Raw genomic sequence first — 18,607 nt, 5'->3', positions numbered from 1 at the left:
CCTAAGGGATTTGTGCAGGTTCAGGCTGGGGTTCGCCTATTTGAATTCGAATTGGTAATTGTTGCATCCGCTCGTTCAACCATTGCTCAAACAGCTCATCCCGTAGGGTCTGCTGTAGTTGAGGATTCTCTAGGGAAGCGGGTAAAAAGTCTTCAATTCGGAAAAGCCCCCAACGCCCTTCCAATTCTAATGGGCCGATCACGTCACCGGGTTTGGCTAAATCGATGGCCGCTCGCAGAACATCTGGCATACTGCCCCGGCTGACAGGGCCTAACATGCCATTCATCACCCGATCGTCTGTAACGGAATACTCCCGCACCAATTGCTCAAAGGATGCTCCTTCCGCTAATTGGCTTTTCAGTTCATCAGCTAGTTCTGCATTATCAACAATCAGCCGCGACAATACTACGCGATCGAGATATATCTTCCGCTCGATAAAATAGTCTTGCAATCGCGGTTCTGACGAAATTTCCTTCAGTTTTTGCAGCCGAAAATTGTTGGCAATCTGAGCATAAAAGGCTTCAAATGTGGTGTTGTTTTCCGTGAGCCAATTCTGAAATTGTTGCGGCTCAACCAACTTTTGTTGTAAGCGAAAATCAATCACGGCTTGCTCTACAGCCGCAGGGCTAATCTGCAAATCCTGCCGCTGGAGCTCCCGCTCAAGAACAAACTGCCGCACCAGATCCCCAATAAATGGTTCTAATTTACGGCTTGCTTGTAGGTAACGAAAAATCTGGGAAATGGTAATAGGGGTGTCATCAATGGTCAGAAAAGTTTCGGAAGTCATGAATTCGCTGTGGAGGATATCAGCACGTTTATTATGCCCAAAGTTAACGGGGGAGCGTCTGGATCTTTGTAAAAGCTATTGTTCAAAGTCTGCCGTAACTTGAGCTCGAGTGAAGGGCATTTTTGAGTGCTGCGTCACGGGCAGCAGCCAAAAACAATCATTTTGGCGTGTGCAAAGCGCACGCCAAAATAGGCACTTCAGCTAATCCCGAACTGAGGTTACCGTAGGATGGGAGAGTTGTGGTTCAAATGGCACGGCATGGATCCGGTTGATTTGGCGTTTACCCCAGCCCTAGAGCAGGCACAGTTGATTCGGCGGGGGGAGATTTCTCCGTTGGAATTGACAGAGATTTACCTGGAGCGAATTGCTCGGTTGGATCCGAAGATTGGAAGCTTTTTTACGGTGTTGGGCGATCGCGCCCGTCAAGAAGCCCAGGCCAAAACTGAACAGTTAACCCAGTCCCGGCCTGAGGACTTGCCCCCCTTCTTCGGCGTCCCCATCAGCGTGAAGGATCTGATACCGATGGCGGGAGTGCCCTGTAGTTATGGGGTAGGGGTGTTGCGCGATCGCCTGGCCGACGTGAATGCCGGGGTGATCGATCGCTTGCGAGATGCCGGGTTTATTATCTTGGGAAAAACAGCCACAGCCGAACTGGGTTCAACCCCTTACACAGAACCACGGGGGTTTCCTCCAGCCCGTAATCCCTGGCATTTGGATTACACGCCCGGTGGGTCGAGTGGTGGTGCTTCGGCGTCAGTAGCAGCGGGACTCTGTCCTGTGGCTCTAGCAACCGATGGGGCCGGATCGATTCGCGGCCCCGCCTATTGCTGTGGATTGGTCGGGATTAAGCCCTCACGGGGACGGATTTCCCAGGCTCCTCTTGGGGACAAGCTGAGTGGACTGGTCACGGATGGCCCCATGGCTCGGACAGTAGCGGATGCCGCTGCTCTGCTGGATGTGTTGTCAGGTTATCTCCCAGGAGATCCTTATTGGTTACCTGACCCCGAAATTCCTTTTCTGGAAGCAACGCAGAAACCTCTGGGCCAACTGCGGGTGGGATATTTGACGGAGATTCTCCCCATGGGAGCAGCAGACGCAGTGTGTTCAGATGCCGTTCTGCAGACCGTACAACGCCTGGAAGCGCTGGGTTATACTCCCGAACCCATTGCCTTTGACTGCACCGCTCTGGTGGAACCGTTGATTACACTCTGGCGATCTGGGGTGGATATGGGGGTGCCCTGGTTGGTACTAGGCAAATTAAATCGTTGGTTGTTAAGGCGAGCGCGACGCATTTCAGGGGGGATGTATCTGCGGGCGGTGATGCAGGTGCAGACAGTGGCGCGGCGACTGGCCATGCAGCTAGAGCCCTACGATGTGGTGGTGATGCCGGTGTACTTGCATCACACCATCAAGGTGGGGGAATGGGCTAAATTACCCCCCGCAAAAATATTTGATCACATTGTTCAATGGGTGGCTCCGGCTCCAGCCATCAATGCGATGGGGGCACCTGCGATCGCCCTTCCTACAGGCTTTGCTCCCAATGGCCTGCCGACAGGGGTGCAGCTTGTGGGGCGCATAGCAGACGAGGCCACGTTAATATCCCTCGCTGCTCAGTTGGAGGCCGCTCACCCCTGGCATCAATATCGGCCAGCGATCGCCGTGGAGTAAACCTCTAATTGTTCAAGGTCGTTCAGATTGCGTAGGCTAAGTTTACGCAAAGAAGGGCGATAGCGTGTTCAGAGGCAGGTCTTAGCCCTGTCTCTGAATAAGCTTTGTGTTCACGGCGGTAACAGCTAAAACACGTTTAGCGCTGAGCCTGTTGCAGCATTTGATTGGCACTATTTGCCCAGGTGCTATTCCCCTGAGCGTTAAAGAGGTCACGGGCATATTGGAAAACCCGTTGTGCTTCGCTGTACTTCTGCTGTTGCAAAAAGACGAGCCCTGCTCCGTAGTAAGCGTTGGCATAGTTGGGGTTGGACTGAGCAGAGCGCCGGAAGAAGCCCAATGCCGTTTCCAGGTCGCCTTGCTGAAACTGAAGACTGCCCAGGCTATAGAGGGCTTCTGCATAGTTTGAGTTGAGCTGAACCGCCCGCTGAAATGTGTTTATAGCCCGTTCGGTCTGACCCTGCTCCTGATAAATCAGACCAATGTGATAGAAGGATTCGGGGGCATTAGGGCTGAGGCGAGCGGCTTCTAAAAATTCTCCCAAAGCAGCATCACGGTTGCCCTGAAGTCGATACACCAGGCCCAGATTATAGCGAGCCAGGCCCATGTTGGGGTCTAACTGGGCGGCGCGTTGTAAATACTGGCGGGATAGATCCAGGTTATTGCCTTCTAGCAAAGCGGCCCCCAGATTAGCGAAGGCCAGCGCAAAGGTCGGGTCCGCCTGGGTGGCCTGGTAAAAGGCATCTGCGGAAGCTTGCAGGTCTCCCCGCTGGCGTAGGGCCAGACCCAGGTTGTAGTGGGCAGGTGCCAGGCTGGGATTAAGTTGCGTGGCCTGGCGAAAGGTGGCGATCGCCGTGTCTAATTGCTGCTGCTGAACTTGCCGAATCCCCTGATTGAGCAGTTGCTCGGCGGTTGCGGGTTGAGCCTGGGCCAGAGTGATAGGCAGAGGTGCAGCCAAAGTTGGCAGGCCAGCAATCATCACGACCGAACTCAACAGCCACGTCCACAGCGGGCGAACCATACCTTGTGCTCCATTGCATCGGGCGATAGAAACTGATTACCAAGGATAGCGTAATCAAGCCCTGACAGATTGCTAAGAATACTAAATGTAGCCAATAGACTTCTTGTATGAATTGTTGCGCGGCTTCGTCGTGCAACAATCCATGGCCCAAAAAACGGTTTATGCAGGAGGTCTGATGTTGAAGAGCGTGGGAGTAAAATCTTTACCCTCTTTGGATGTTGTGATTATGGACGACGGGGACGACGTTGACGAACGCGCTCGGCCTTGCTGCGCTCGTAGGCGATTAACCGACCATAGAATTCGTGTTTGCTCAAGTTCATTGACAGATAAACGTGGCGGCGCGGATGCCCAAATCCTTTACGCCGGAAGAACTTGATGGCAGGCTCATTGGCTGGATCGGTGTCCACCAGCATGAACCGTACCCCTTCCTCGATCATGCGTTCGACTAAGCCATCCACCAGGCGATCGGCAATGCCCTGACGCTGAAACCGAGGGTCTACCCCCAGCCAGATGATATAGCCGTAAACCCAGGTGGCCTTGCTGATGATGGTGCCCAGTATGAAGCCAGCGAGATGCCCCTCTACCTCGGCTACCAGGCAATATTCTGGATCGGTATTAAACTGCCCTACCACTTCCCATTCATCCCAGGTGCGGTAGAGGGTTGGGTAGAGGTTGCTGGTAAAAAGGGCATCTCCCAGGTGATAAACCGGGGCAAGGTCGTCGATCGCCATCTCCCGGATCATCACTTCTAGAGGTGATTCGGGAGGCGGGCCAGAGGTGTCAGACGACATAGAGAGTAACGAGTCCGTGGATAGAGGGAGTAAGGCACAACAAGCATCTTACTCTCTTCCATTATTCAGGACGGATACGGTTTTGTTTTTGATAGGGCGACAGCTTGCACCTGGCACAACCAAAATCCTGGTTTAACCGCCATCTCTCGATTAAGCGGGCACTTCTACACGATCGCTTCCCGCCAGGCCAAATGCAGCATGCACGGTTTGCAATGCCCGCACCCCATCCTCCTCGGAAACCAGGCAACTCACCTTAATCTCAGAGGTGGCAATCATTTGAATGTTGATACTTTCGCGGGCGATCGCCTCAAACATATGAGCCGCGACCCCAGGGCGACCGACCATGCCGATGCCGACAATGCTAACTTTGGCGATCGCCGTATCCACGGTCACTTCCCCAAAGCCCATATCTTTGGCGGCGGCTTCGAGTAGTTCGCGAGCCATTTCTGCATCCAGTCGCGCGACGGTAAAGGCAATATCGCGGGTGACGATGCCATTCACCCAACGGCACCGCTGGGATTGAATGATCATGTCAACGCTGATGTTATGTTGTGCCAGCAGCGCGAAGATGCGAGCGGCGAGGCCGGGGCGGTCGGGCACATGGCGAATAGCCAGACGAGCCTGGTTGCGATCGAGCGCGGCTCCCCGTACAGGAGGTTGGTTTGGGTCGTGATGGGCATAGCCCAGGTTAGAGGGGGACGAGGTCAGCTCAAAGGCATTGCAGAGGGCAACGATCGCGCGATCGCAATCCGACTCAGGAATAGCACAGCTCACCTGCACTTCAGAGGTGGAGATCATTTCAATGTTCACCCCGGCGGCTGCCAGGGTTTCGAACATCCGTGCGGCTACCCCCGGACGGCCGATCATCCCGGCACCAGAAATACTCACCTTCGCCATGTCCCGATCAACCATTACTTCTGCTTCACCCGAGGCTGGGTCGGGGTCGTAGCGGAGGGCAGGGGCGATCGCCTGAGCGACTGCTTCAGCTCGGTTCAGCGAAGGCTTGGTAACCGTAAAGGCAATATCGTTGAGGTTGCCTTCGTGAACCGATTGAATAATCAGATCGACGTCCAAATCCTGCTGAGCGATTTCGCGGAACAGACGAGCGGCGATGCCGGGGCGATCGGGTACCCGCAGCATGGCGACCTTGGCCTGATCGGTGTCAAAGGCGACTGCATCAACGGGCTGAGCAATTTCGAGGCCATCGAGCGATCGCGGCTTTGGCGCGGGGGATACTACCCGCGTGCCGGGGTCATCCGTCCAACTGGAACGTACCACTAACATGACGCCGTAGTTGCGGGCAATTTCCACAGAGCGCGGATGGAGTACCTTGGCCCCCAGGCTGGCCAGTTCCAGCATTTCGTCAGCAGTAATTTCATCCATTAATTGGGCGTCAGGCACCAATCGAGGATCCGCCGTCAAAATGCCAGGCACATCCGTGTAGATCTCGCAGGCGTCTGCTTTCAGGGCAGCGGCCAGGGCTACGGCAGAGGTATCGGAACCACCGCGCCCTAGAGTCGTAATCTCAAAGTTCTCCAGGCTGCTAATGCCCTGGAAGCCAGCTACTACTACAACCTCACCATTATTTAGATGACGTTCCAGGCGATCGGTTTCAATGCTCAAAATGCGGGCGCGGGTGTGGGTAGCTTCGGTTACAATTCCCACCTGTGCTCCAGTGAGGGAAACGGCGGGCTGCCCCAACTCGTGAAGGGCCATGCTCAGAAGGGCGATCGTCACCTGCTCCCCGGTGGAGAGCAGCATATCCATTTCGCGGCGACTGGGGTTACTAGAAATATCGTGGGCTAGCTTCACCAGGCCATCTGTTGTTTTACCCATGGCCGAAACGACCACCACAACGGAGTTTCCTGCCTTCGCCGTATCAACCACCCGTTGGGCGACCGCCTGAATGCGCTCGACCGACCCAACGGAGGTACCCCCGTATTTCTGAACTATCAGTGCCATAGCTTTGAATAAAAATGCCTCCGATCACGTTATCAGATCCCGGAGGGTTTATGGGGGTAATTTATAGGGTGTCAGCAATTCTCAGTATAGGCATCAAAGCCAAGAGTTCACGCCCGTAGGGCGTGAACTCTTGGCTTTGATGCCCGAAAACCGCGCGCCTTTGGCGCGCGGTTTTCGGGCCTGATTTCAAAATGAGAATTGCTGATAGGGTGTGAAGCGCAGGACATTGCAATAACCTGAAGCGCCCATCTTTAGCGTGCGGTTCACATACGCAAAAACGAGCATTTTCGGGCCGTGTAAGGCGTCATCCTCAAGAATGCTGTTCATCCAAACTGAGGTTGAATAGGACGGTGAAGCTGAACCGCTCTAAAGGATGAGCTTTTATCTACACTATCCCGGTTTAAAAGGGGGTGTTGTATGGTATGGGAAATCAATGTTTCGTCGATAGCCCCCATGAACGCTAACAAACTAAACTTCCTTAATAATCAGCAGTCTGTGGCGATGGTTATTACCAATCTCCATGAGCTTTTCAAGGATAATTACTCCCATTACAAAATTGAGCGTAGCCGCCTGGTAAGTCAGTTGGAAACAGCCGAGGCTGAAGAGCAAGGGCGCATTCAGCAAGCGTTGAAAGACATCGAAGGAGAAATTGCCATCTACGGTGTTTTGCAGGATGCTCTCTCCATCGCCGATCGCGTCATCCACACGCGCACCGTTATGGGTGAATTAGGCCCTGACAGCGATGTTTATCGCGTTCATCACAATACGCCAGTGTCCTAACAAAGCGAATACCCCTAGCCCTTTTGCTTGGAGCACAAGAAAAGGTTTAGTGCAAAACACCAACCTTTTTCTACGTCCTGCCTAAAAGGGCTACACCCCTATCTTGTACTAAGGAGGTTTCTGCATAAGAATCTGCCCAGGATGTTGGTGCTTTGCCCGCTTCGCGGGCAAAGCACCAACATCCTGGGGGTAATTTCATTGTTGGAAATCTCCTAAGCCTCACGGCTCAGTGCTTATGTTTCTAAGTGAATAGGGTGGGGTGAAAGGGGCACGAAGTCCCCTTTCACCCCACCCTATTCACCTGTCTAGGACATTACTTAATACTTATCTGCCGCTTTGACTGCTTTCTTGTAAATCGGCAATGAGCACATTAATCCGTTCCGCTACATCTGCCCGGGCTTCGGGTTCCGTGTCATGCAGAAATACTTCTAGTACAAACCAGCGACATAGCTCAGGATTTACCAGCACCAATCGCAAAATAATCTGGTTGAGTATCTCCGTCACCAACGCGTCGGGTAGGCGACGAATCTGGTCACGAATCACCAGTCCATCAGCCATGTCACGGGTCTCGCCCACCTTCACGACCGCCTGAAAAACAGCTTCGACCAGGGTTTGAAATTCGTCTGTTTGTGAGGTCAAAAATGGACATCCATCATACAAACAATACCTCATCATCGAATAAAACGGAACGCTCCGGTATCTATCTTTAGAGAGAGGTGTGGGTGTACGAATTTTGAGGAAGGTATGTCTGGAGACTGAGGCGGGTGATCGCCTTAAGGGCGGATGATCCCCTCAGGGGGGTTGTATACAGCCCTATCTTTGGGCATGGCTCGACTCTCCCGGCAACCGCACCCGTCACCGCTCTTTGCGACACCCTTATGCCAACTGCACAAGCCTCCAGCGACTCCACTATTGATCTCAAGCAACTTCTGAGCGTCTTAACGGAAGTTAAAAAGGGCAATTTCGCCATACGAATGCCGGTTGATCAAACCGGAATCGCCGGAAAGATAGCAGATACTCTCAACGACATTATTGAAAAGAATGAGCAGATGACGACGGAGCTGGAACGCATCAGCACCGTTGTGGGTAAAGAGGGAAAAATCAACGAGCGGGCATCGCTGGGTCAAGCGCGGGGTTCCTGGAAAGCTTGTGAGAAATCCATCAACACTCTAATTGTTGACCTTGTTCAACCGATGGCGGAGATTACCCGAGTCATTCGAGCGGTGGCGAACGGGAATTTGACGCAATCTATTCCGACCGAGCTGGAGGGGCGATCGCTTCAGGGGGAATTCCTCCAAACCGCCCAGATCGTTAACACGATGGTGGATCAGCTCCAGTCCTTCGCCTCTGAGGTAACGCGGGTTGCGCGGGAAGTGGGAACGGAAGGAAAGCTGGGTGTGCAAGCGGAAGTCCGCGGGGTGGCGGGTACGTGGAAGGACTTGACGGACTCGGTAAACTCCATGGCGGGCAACTTGACAGCCCAGGTGCGGAACATTGCCGAGGTGACGACGGCGGTGGCGAACGGTGACCTCTCTAAGAAAATTACCGTAGATGTAAAAGGCGAGATCCTAGAGCTGAAGAACACGATCAACGTGATGGTGGACCAGCTCAACTCCTTCGCGTCTGAGGTAACCCGGGTTGCGCGGGAAGTAGGGACGGAAGGAAAACTGGGTGTGCAGGCCCAGGTGCCCGGAGTGGCTGGAACCTGGAAAGACTTGACGGATTCGGTAAACCTGATGGCGGGCAACCTGACCGCCCAGGTGCGGAACATTGCCGAAGTAACGACGGCGGTAGCGAACGGTGACCTCTCCAAGAAAATTACGGTAGACGTAAAAGGCGAAATTCTTGAGCTGAAGAACACGGTCAACATCATGGTGGACCAGCTCAACTCCTTCGCCTCGGAGGTAACGCGGGTTGCGCGGGAAGTAGGGGCAGACGGGAAGCTGGGCGGCCAAGCGGAAGTGCGGGGTGTTGCAGGTACGTGGAAAGACCTCACGGACTCGGTAAACTTCATGGCGGGTTCGTTGACAGCGCAAGTACGAAACATCGCCGAGGTGACGACGGCGGTGGCGAACGGCGACCTCTCCAAGAAGATTACGGTAGATGTAAAAGGTGAAATTCTGGAGCTGAAGAACACGATCAACACGATGGTGGACCAGCTCAACTCCTTTGCGTCTGAGGTAACGCGGGTTGCGCGGGAAGTAGGAACGGAAGGAAAACTGGGGGTACAAGCCGAAGTACCGGGAGTTGCCGGAACCTGGAAGGACTTGACGGATAACGTGAACCTGATGGCCGGTAACCTGACCGGACAGGTGCGAAACATTGCCGAAGTTGCGACGGCGATCGCCAACGGCGACCTCTCCAAGAAGATTACGGTAGACGTAAAAGGCGAGATTTTCGAACTGAAGAACACCATCAACATCATGGTGGACCAGCTCAACTCCTTCGCCTCGGAGGTAACGCGGGTGGCCCGAGAAGTAGGTGCCGAAGGAAAGCTGGGGGGTCAAGCGGAAGTACGCGGGGTGGCCGGTACGTGGAAAGACCTGACGGACTCGGTAAACTTCATGGCCGGTTCGCTGACAGCCCAGGTGCGGAACATCGCGGAAGTAACGACGGCGGTGGCGAACGGCGACCTCTCTAAGAAAATCACCGTAGATGTAAAAGGCGAGATTCTGGAGCTGAAGAACACGATCAACGTGATGGTGGACCAGCTCAACTCCTTCGCCTCTGAGGTAACGCGGGTTGCCCGAGAGGTGGGAACGGAAGGAAAGCTGGGGGTACAAGCGGAGGTACGCGGGGTTGCGGGTACGTGGAAAGACCTCACGGACTCGGTAAACTCCATGGCCGGAAACCTGACGGCCCAGGTGCGGAACATTGCCGAAGTAACGACGGCGGTGGCGAACGGCGACCTCTCCAAGAAAATTACGGTAGATGTAAAAGGCGAGATTCTGGAGCTGAAGAACACGATCAACACGATGGTGGATCAGCTCAGCTCCTTCGCCTCTGAGGTAACCCGAGTCGCTCGTGAGGTAGGAACGGAAGGAAAACTCGGTGTACAAGCGGAAGTACGCGGGGTGGCCGGAACCTGGAAAGACCTCACGGATAACGTGAACTCGATGGCGGGCAACCTGACGGCCCAGGTACGGAACATCGCAGAAGTTGCGACGGCGATCGCCAACGGCGACCTCTCCAAGAAGATTACCGTGCAGGTAAAAGGCGAAATCTTCGAGCTGAAGAACACCATCAACATCATGGTGGACCAGCTCAGCTCCTTTGCTTCTGAGGTAACGCGGGTTGCCCGAGAAGTAGGTGCGGAAGGAAAACTCGGTGTGCAAGCCGATGTACGCGGTGTAGCCGGAACCTGGAAAGACCTCACGGACTCGGTGAACTTCATGGCGGGTTCGCTAACAGCCCAGGTACGAAACATCGCAGCGGTGACGACGGCGGTGGCGAATGGCGACTTATCTAAGAAGATTACGGTCGACGTAAAAGGTGAAATTCTGGAGCTGAAAAACACGGTCAACACGATGGTGGACCAGCTCAACTCCTTTGCTTCTGAGGTGACAAGGGTTGCCCGAGAAGTAGGTGCCGAAGGAAAACTGGGTGTGCAAGCGGAAGTGCGAGGGGTGGCCGGAACGTGGAAAGACCTCACGGACTCGGTGAACTTCATGGCGGGTTCGCTAACAGCCCAGGTGCGGAACATCGCGGAAGTGACGACGGCGGTGGCGAACGGCGACTTGTCCAAGAAGATCACCGTGGATGTAAAAGGGGAGATTTTGGAGCTGAAGAACACCATCAATATCATGGTGGACCAGCTCAACTCCTTCGCCTCCGAGGTAACCCGGGTTGCCCGAGAAGTGGGAACGGAAGGAAAACTGGGGGTACAGGCGCAGGTACCCGGAGTAGCCGGAACCTGGAAAGACCTGACGGACTCGGTAAACTCCATGGCCGGCAACCTGACAGCCCAGGTACGGAACATCGCGGAGGTGGCAACGGCGATCGCCAACGGCGACCTCTCCAAGAAGATTACGGTAGATGTGCGCGGTGAGATTTACGAGCTGAAAAACACCATCAACATCATGGTGGACCAGCTCAGCTCCTTCGCCTCAGAGGTAACGCGGGTTGCGCGGGAAGTAGGTACCGAAGGGAAACTGGGTGGACAGGCGTTAGTGACCGGGGTTGCGGGTATCTGGAAAGACCTCACGGACAACGTGAACTCCATGGCCGGTAACCTCACCGCCCAGGTACGAGGCATCGCGAAAGTGGTAACGGCGGTGGCGAACGGTGACCTGAAGCGGAAGCTGATGCTCGACGCGAAGGGTGAAATCGAAACCCTGGCTGACACGATCAACGAGATGATCGATACGCTGGCGACCTTTGCCGACCAGGTAACCACCGTGGCCCGCGAGGTGGGAATCGAAGGAAAACTGGGAGGTCAGGCGAAGGTACCGGGTGCGTCGGGAACCTGGCGTGACTTGACGGACAACGTAAACGAACTGGCGGCGAATCTAACCACCCAGGTACGAGCGATCGCCGAGGTGGCAACCGCGGTAACCAAGGGTGACCTGACCCGATCCATTGCGGTGGAAGCCCAGGGCGAGGTGGCGATCCTGAAGGACAACGTGAACCTGATGATCGCCAACCTGCGCGAAACAACGCAGAAGAACACCGAGCAGGACTGGCTCAAAACCAACCTGGCGAAGTTCACCCGAATGCTGCAAGGCCAACGGGATTTGGAAACGGTGTCGAAGCTCATCCTGTCGGAACTGGCTCCACTGGTATCCGCTCAGCATGGCGTGTTCTACTTACTGGAAACCAGCGAAATCCATCCTCCCTTCCTGAAGCTGTTGAGCACCTATGCTTACCGCGAACGGAAGAATTTAGCCAACCGCTTCTATCTGGGCGAAGGTTTAGTCGGGCAGTGTGCCCTGGAAAAAGAGCGGATTCTGATTACCGAAGTTCCAGCCGACTACATCAGAATCAGCTCGGGTCTGGGCGAAGCACCGCCGATGAACGTGGTCGTACTGCCTGTACTGTTTGAAGGTCAGGTCACGGCGGTCATAGAGCTAGCTTCCTTCAACCGCTTCAACGAAATCCACCTGACGTTCTTCGACCAACTAACGGAAAGTATCGCCATCGTTCTAAACACGATCGCCGCCAGCATGAGAACGGAGGAGCTGCTGAAGCAATCCCAATCTCTGGCGGAAGAGCTACAAAGTCAGCAGTCAGAGTTAACCGAAACCAACAAGCGACTGGAGCAACAGGCCCAATCCCTGAAGGCGTCGGAAGAACTGCTGAAGAACCAGCAGGAGCAATTGCAACAAACCAACGAAGAGTTGCAAGAAAAAGCCGAACTGCTGGCCCTCCAGAACCGTGAGGTGGAACGGAAGAACAGTGAGATTGAGCAGGCGCGGCGATCGCTCGAAGAGAAAGCCGAACAGCTCGCTCTTACCTCCAAGTACAAGTCCGAGTTTCTGGCCAATATGTCCCACGAACTTCGGACACCGCTCAACAGCTTGCTCATCCTGGCCCGGCTGCTGTCCGATAACAGTGACGGCAACCTCACCATTAAGCAGGTGGAGTACAGCCAGACCATCTACTCCGCCGGTAACGACCTGTTAGGGCTAATCAACGACATCTTAGACCTGGCGAAGATCGAGTCCGGCACCATTTCGGTGGAAGCCGAGCAGATGCTGTTTACCGACCTGCACATTCACCTGGAGCGCACCTTCCGTCAGGTGGCGATCGATCGCAAGCTGGAGTTTCACTTACGCTTCGACGAGTACCTGCCCCGCACCATGCACACCGACGCGAAGCGGCTGCAACAGGTGTTGAAGAATTTGCTGGCGAATGCCTTCAAGTTTACGGAACGAGGCCATGTCGCCTTGGAGATCAGCGCCGTCAAGCAGGGCTGGAGCCCCGAGAACGACATTCTCAACCGGGCAGGCCAGGTGATTGCCTTTGCTGTTACCGATACGGGTATTGGCATCGCCACCGAAAAGCAGCAAATCATTTTCGAGGCCTTCCAGCAGGAGGATGGCACCACCAGCCGTCGCTATGGTGGCACCGGGTTGGGGCTCTCCATCAGCCGAGAAATTGCTCAGTTGCTTGGGGGTGAAATTCGCCTCCATAGCGAACTAGGTCAGGGCAGCACCTTCACCCTTTACCTACCGCTGGTCTACCCTGGAATGCCTGAGCAATCTCATGGAAGCGATAACGGCATGGCCAACGGAAACGGGTCGGGCCGACGGTTAGACGGTGACTCCCGACGGTTCTCATCCATGGGAACTCTGCCGATCGCCCCAGCGCCGACGGCTCCTCCGGAAATACTGCCCCCGTTGCCTACAAATCTCAGCGTCCCCAGTTCAGACCCGTTGATTGATGACGATCGCATTTCCATCGAACCCGAGGATAGCGTTCTGTTAATCATCGAAGACGACCTCAACTTTGCCCGTATCCTTTTGGATCTGTCGCGACAGCAAGGGTTTAAGGGGCTCGTTGCAACCCGAGGGGATGTGGGTCTGGAAATGGCACGGGAATTCCAACCCACGGCCATCATGCTCGACATTCGCCTGCCCATTCTGGATGGCTGGACGGTGTTGAACTACCTCAAGCACGATCCGGCTACCCGCCATATCCCTGTCCACATCATGACGGTGGAGGATGGCTGCGATCGCGGTCTGCGTCAGGGGGCGATCGCCTACCTGCAAAAGCCCATCAGCAGTGATTCTCTACACAATGCCCTGGCGAACCTGAAGGAATTTGTGGAGCGCCCTGTGAAGCAGTTGTTGATTGTCGAGGATGACGACATTCAACGTCAGAGCTTGGTGGATTTGATCGGCCATGGTGACGTTGTAACCACCGCCGTTAGTAATGGGGCCGAAACCCTGGAAGCCCTCCGCTCCCAAGCCTTCGACTGCCTCGTGCTGGATCTGATGCTGCCAGATATGAATGGCTTTGAGCTAATCGAGCAGATCAAGCGAGAACCCATTGCCGGACGGATGCCCATTATTATCTACACCGGCAAAGAGTTAAGCCCTCAGGAGGAAACCGAATTACGTAGACTTTCCGATACTTTAATACTGAAGGGAGTGCGATCGCCTGAACGTTTGCTAGATGAAACCGCACTCTTCCTCCATCGGGTACAGTCCAAACTGCCCGAACCACAACGGCAAATGCTGGAACAGTTGCGTCGTAATGACCCCGTATTGGCCGGTAAGAAAGTGCTGATCGTCGACGACGACGTGCGCAACATCTTCGCCCTCACCAGTATGTTGGAACGCCATCAAATGGAGGTAATCTACGCCGAAAACGGGCGAGATGGTATCGCCGCTCTCCAAAGCAACCCCGATGTGGACGTGGTGTTGATGGACATCATGATGCCGGAAATGGATGGCTACGAAACCATGCGATCCATTCGAGACATGAGCCAGTTTTCAGATCTCCCCATGATTGCCTTGACCGCTAAAGCAATGAAGGGCGATCGCGAAAAATGCATCGAGGCTGGAGCCACGGACTACATCCCCAAACCCGTGGAAATTGAGCAACTGCTCTCTCTCCTCCGCATCTGGCTCTGCCAATCCGTCAAATAACTCCCCGCAGGGGGCAGGGAGTTCCCTCACTCCCGCGCCCCCTTGCGCCCCGGCCCTGACCCATCCGCTGCCAACGACCACTTTATTCCCGCCTATTATGGTTTCTGACTCCAAGGTCAACATTCTCTTAGTGGACGATCACAACGAAAACCTGATCGCCCTGGAGGCCATCCTTTCGGGGATGGGGCAGAATCTGGTGAAAGCTCATTCCGGGGAAGAAGCCTTTCGGTGTCTACTCAAGCAAGACTTTGCGGTGATTCTGCTGGATGTGCAGATGCCGGGGATGGATGGGTTTGAAACAGCGTCGTTGATTCGCCAGCGGGAGCGATCGCAACACACCCCTATCATTTTCATCACTGCGTTTAATACCAACGATATGTGGCAGATGAAGGGCTACTCCCTGGGAGCGGTAGATTACCTTCTGAAGCCCATCGATCCGGTCATTCTGGTTTCCAAAGTGACTGTCTTTGTAGAACTGTTTAAGAAGACTCAGGAAGTAGAACGGCAGGCGGCTGAGCTATCTGCCCAAAAGATTGAAATTATCCGCGAGCAATTAGCGCGACAACAAGCCGAAGCCGCTAACCGCTTGAAAGATGAGTTTTTGGCGATCGTCTCTCACGAACTGCGCACCCCCCTCAATTCCATTCTGGGCTGGGCTAAGCTGTTAGAAACCAAACAGTTTGATCCAGAGACGACTCAGCGGGCTCTGGAAGTTATCAGCCGCAATGCCCAGTCTCAGGCTCAATTGGTGGAAGATATTCTGGATGTGGCTCGGCTGATGCGAGGCAAGCTATGTTTGTCCCGCAAACCCCTCGATCTGAATATCCTGGTTTCTGCGGAAATTGAGTCGATGCGGGTATTGGCCGAAGCTAAAGGCGTTCAGATTAAAAAACAATTTCCTTCCTCCCCTTGCAAGGTGTCGGGTGACATAGAGCGGCTTCAGCAAATTGTGCGCAATCTGGTGTCTAATGCCATTAAGTTCACACCCGAGGGCGGAATTATTGAGGTCGTGCTGTCTGTTCTCCCCAACCAAGCTGGGTCGAACACCCCCTTACTTCTGGGTCCACAGCCCGATCAAGAGGCGATCTCTGCCGTGGCTCAAATTACGGTCAAAGATAATGGTGTGGGCATTCAGCCAGAATTTCTACCCTACATCTTTGAGTACTTCCGGCAGGCTGATTCGTCTTCCACTCGTTCTCACGGTGGTCTGGGATTAGGGTTGGCGATTGTCCGTCAGTTAGTCGACTTGCACAATGGACGGATTGAGGTCGCCAGCGGTGGATCGGGCAAAGGCTCAACCTTTACGGTTTACTTACCGATGGCTGCCTCGGTTCAGGATGTGACTCCAGATTCGCCAGTTCCTACTTACCACTACAATTCGGTTGATGTACCGACCCTCGAACGCGTTTCTGTATTAGTGGTTGATGATAACGGTGACAACCGCGCATTTCTGATAGCGGTACTTGAACAAGCCAAAGCTCAAGTGACGGCCGTTGCTTCCGCTCAGGACGCCATCGACTACCTGCAAGACCATCGCCCCGATATCCTGTTGAGTGACATCGCCATGCCCGAAGAGGATGGCCTCAGCCTGATCCAGCGTATTCGCCAGTGGGAACAGGGTCAGGGGTACAACATCCCAGCGATCGCCCTCAGTGCCTATACCAAACAAGAAGACCAGCGCGAAGCGATCGCTGCCGGATTCCATCACTTTCTTCCCAAACCTGTCGAACCCAAAGATCTGATTCAGGCGATCGGTCAACTAACCACCCTTAAAACCCTGCCGCAACGATAGAAACTATTGAGGGTCTACGCTTCATTGTATGAGGGAGGCGCTGCACACCCCTCTTTTGGAGCATCTATAGCAATGTGCAAGTGCGTTAAGTACAGCAACGGTGGTGTGGGGCACGAAGTGCCCCACACCACCGTACTTAATCAACGTGCATAGCGCTATATAGCCTTACATGGGGTTAGGACAGTATTTTTTTGAAAAGCCCTGCGGAGCGGAGCTTTTCAGGTTCTAAGCGCGTAGCGCTATACAACACCGTTAAAGCGGCAGGGTAATCGTAAACGTTGCTCCTTCACCGGCCTTGCTACTGGCTGTAATGCGGCCACCTTGGGCCTCTACAATACGTTTTGCGATCGCCAATCCCAGTCCTGTACTGTTGCCATTTCGAGAAGCATTGGTCGTATAAAACTGCTCAAAAATATGCGGCAAGTGCTTCCGGGGAATTCCCGGTCCTTGATCTCGAACAATGAGCACAGCCGAATTTTTACCGCGTCGTCCTGCAATAAAAATTTCTGTCCCTGTCTGCGAATGTTTAATCGCGTTATCCAGCACATTCAGAAGTGCTTGAAGGAGCCGCTCAGGGTCACCCATAAATTGCACATCTGTTACATCCACTTGGACGGATAGTTGCTTGGCATCCATCCGCAACTCCATCGCCCGCACAGCACGGTTCACCAGGCCCTCCAGAGACATCATTTGCTGGTCGAGCTGCACAACCCCAGCTTCCAGGCGGCCCAAATCCAATAAGTCGTAGATCAAACTGGATAATCGTTTAGTCTCATCCTTGATGGTTTGGAAGAAGCGATCGCGCAACTCAATTTCTTCAACAGCCCCATTCTCCAGAGCTTCTACGGTCACCTGTACGTTACTAACGGGAGTACGTAGCTCGTGGGATACATTCGCAAGAAATGCGCGCCGTTCTTCATCCAGAGAGGCCAGTCGTTCACTCATGCGGTTGAGTTCTGCAGCCAGTTGGTCAAGTTCCTGGCTGGTACGAATGGAGAGGCGATCGCCAAAATGCCCCATCCCTACCCGCATGGCAAAACTCCGCATCGTCTCAATGGGCTTGGAGAGACTGCGGGCAAAGCGATCGCTGATCAACGCGCAGAGGAAGATGGTCAGAGCAAGGCTACCTAAGATTGTCCAGATGATCCGAGCAAACTGCCGCTGGAATTGCCCGAGGGTAATCGAAATTCGCAGCATTCCTATCAGCTCGTTATTCCGCACGATAGGCTTATTCGAGTAAAGGCGATCCTCCCGTGTCAGGACCCCTTTGGCAACTCCCTGACTAGGCTGTCCCTTTAGCGCTTGAGCAATACCCGGTATGGCCAGCCAGTCAGTGACTTGCCGATCGATCTCTGGGGTAGAGGTCGATAGCAACGTACCTTCTGGGCTGAACACTCGGACCGTAACGCTTTCAGGAGCCCCATAGCGTTGAGTAATGACGCGCACCTGCTCAATATTGCCACTCTCCAACGCATCTGCAACGCTTTCACTTAAGGCGGCTGCCAAATTATTCAGGTCTGTCTGCCTGGTATCCATAAAGTAGGCATAAAATGACCACAAAATGTAGCCAGACATAAGCGACGTGCCCAGGGTCGCTAGAAGTAGGTAGCTAGCTAAGAGCCGAGTATGAATTGAATTCCAGTTAATGCGTCGAGGCGACCAGCCCATGTTACGTGCGCTCTCCACCATGGCGGCGCAGGGCTGCCTTCATGCGAGCTAATAACTCTCGGGTGTTAAAGGGTTTTGTGATGTAGTCATCAGCTCCTGCTTCCAAACCCCGGATCTTATCAATATCCTGATCCTTCGCTGTCAACATCACAATAGGAACATTGGAAAAAGCCCGAATTCGCCAACAAATTTCCATTCCATCTACTTCGGGCAACATCAAATCCAACAGTACAATGTCTGGCCCAAGCTTATGAAACTGTTTAATCGCACTGTGTCCATCCACTGCGGTCGAAACTTCATATCCTTCTTTTCGCAGTGTGTAGGTGAGGCTTTCCCTCAGGGGAGCTTCATCATCTACCAATAGAACGTGAGTCATGGTACCCAGGTATTAAACATCTACACGAGCTTCACAAAAAAATAACTCGGTGGGCATCTCTCTATCGGTACAGATGAGCCAACTTTTATACAAAGGAATTTTTGGTCGCGTTTTTTAATATGGGCCTGGTTATTGTGGCAGGAGTGTTTAGCGTCCTTCCGATAATTCGACAG

The 18,607-nt window shown here is 53.9% G+C and carries 11 protein-coding genes; 4 read left to right on the top strand and 7 right to left on the bottom strand.

Translation table 11 applies throughout. From position 1 onward, the window contains the following. Nucleotide 1: 1 nt before the first annotated feature. On the bottom strand, nt 2-787 hold the full coding sequence (locus H6F91_RS11780) for a peptidylprolyl isomerase (RefSeq protein WP_190772334.1): 786 nt from the start codon (nt 785-787) through the stop codon (nt 2-4). Between the two features lie 258 nt (nt 788-1,045). Between H6F91_RS11780 and H6F91_RS11775 the strand changes: the two genes are divergently transcribed. Continuing rightward, entirely contained in the window at nt 1,046-2,455 is a 1,410-nt protein-coding gene (locus tag H6F91_RS11775; protein ID WP_190772354.1) for an amidase, read from the top strand. A 136-nt stretch (nt 2,456-2,591) separates the two neighbouring features. Here H6F91_RS11775 and H6F91_RS11770 read toward each other — a convergent pair whose 3' ends face one another. The 3 genes from H6F91_RS11770 to H6F91_RS11760 all read right to left on the bottom strand — a co-directional run bounded on the left by H6F91_RS11770 (nt 2,592) and on the right by H6F91_RS11760 (nt 6,226). Continuing rightward, nucleotides 2,592-3,473 (bottom strand): tetratricopeptide repeat protein, encoded by an 882-nt coding sequence (locus H6F91_RS11770; RefSeq protein ID WP_190772333.1) that lies wholly within the window; start codon nt 3,471-3,473, stop codon nt 2,592-2,594. A gap of 224 nt (nt 3,474-3,697) precedes the next feature. Further along, nucleotides 3,698-4,264, bottom strand: coding sequence for a GNAT family N-acetyltransferase (locus tag H6F91_RS11765; RefSeq protein ID WP_190772332.1), 567 nt, complete (start codon nt 4,262-4,264; stop codon nt 3,698-3,700). Between the two features lie 150 nt (nt 4,265-4,414). After that, complete coding sequence (locus H6F91_RS11760) at nt 4,415-6,226, bottom strand: aspartate kinase (RefSeq protein WP_190772331.1); 1,812 nt, start codon at nt 6,224-6,226, stop codon at nt 4,415-4,417. 453 nt (nt 6,227-6,679) lie between these two features. Between H6F91_RS11760 and H6F91_RS11755 the strand changes: the two genes are divergently transcribed. Beyond that, nucleotides 6,680-7,006, top strand: a complete 327-nt coding sequence (locus H6F91_RS11755; protein WP_190772330.1) for a hypothetical protein — start codon at nt 6,680-6,682, stop codon at nt 7,004-7,006. A gap of 324 nt (nt 7,007-7,330) precedes the next feature. On the opposite strand, the gene H6F91_RS11750 is transcribed toward H6F91_RS11755, so the two are convergent. Continuing rightward, nucleotides 7,331-7,645, bottom strand: a complete 315-nt coding sequence (locus tag H6F91_RS11750; protein ID WP_190772329.1) for a hypothetical protein — start codon at nt 7,643-7,645, stop codon at nt 7,331-7,333. 239 nt (nt 7,646-7,884) lie between these two features. On the opposite strand from H6F91_RS11750, the gene H6F91_RS11745 reads away from it, so the two are divergent. Then, nucleotides 7,885-14,598, top strand: a complete 6,714-nt coding sequence (locus H6F91_RS11745; RefSeq protein WP_190772353.1) for a HAMP domain-containing protein — start codon at nt 7,885-7,887, stop codon at nt 14,596-14,598. A 97-nt stretch (nt 14,599-14,695) separates the two neighbouring features. Beyond that, a complete protein-coding gene (locus tag H6F91_RS11740; RefSeq protein ID WP_190772328.1) occupies nt 14,696-16,390 on the top strand; it encodes a response regulator in 1,695 nt (564 codons plus the stop codon). Nucleotides 16,391-16,642: 252 nt separating this feature from the next. Here the strand turns inward: H6F91_RS11740 and H6F91_RS11735 are convergent, their stop codons facing one another. Together H6F91_RS11735 and H6F91_RS11730 are read right to left on the bottom strand one after the other, a co-directional pair. Next, a complete protein-coding gene (locus tag H6F91_RS11735) occupies nt 16,643-18,058 on the bottom strand; it encodes a HAMP domain-containing sensor histidine kinase (protein ID WP_190772352.1) in 1,416 nt (471 codons plus the stop codon). A gap of 1 nt (nt 18,059) precedes the next feature. Continuing rightward, nucleotides 18,060-18,434 (bottom strand): response regulator, encoded by a 375-nt coding sequence (locus tag H6F91_RS11730; protein WP_190772327.1) that lies wholly within the window; start codon nt 18,432-18,434, stop codon nt 18,060-18,062. Between the last annotated feature and the right edge of the window lie 173 nt (nt 18,435-18,607).

It is taken from the genome of Leptolyngbya sp. FACHB-8, from assembly GCF_014695575.1.
Classification (GTDB): Bacteria; Cyanobacteriota; Cyanobacteriia; order Elainellales; family Elainellaceae; genus Vacuolonema.
This window is presented reverse-complemented; position numbering and strand designations above follow the sequence as displayed.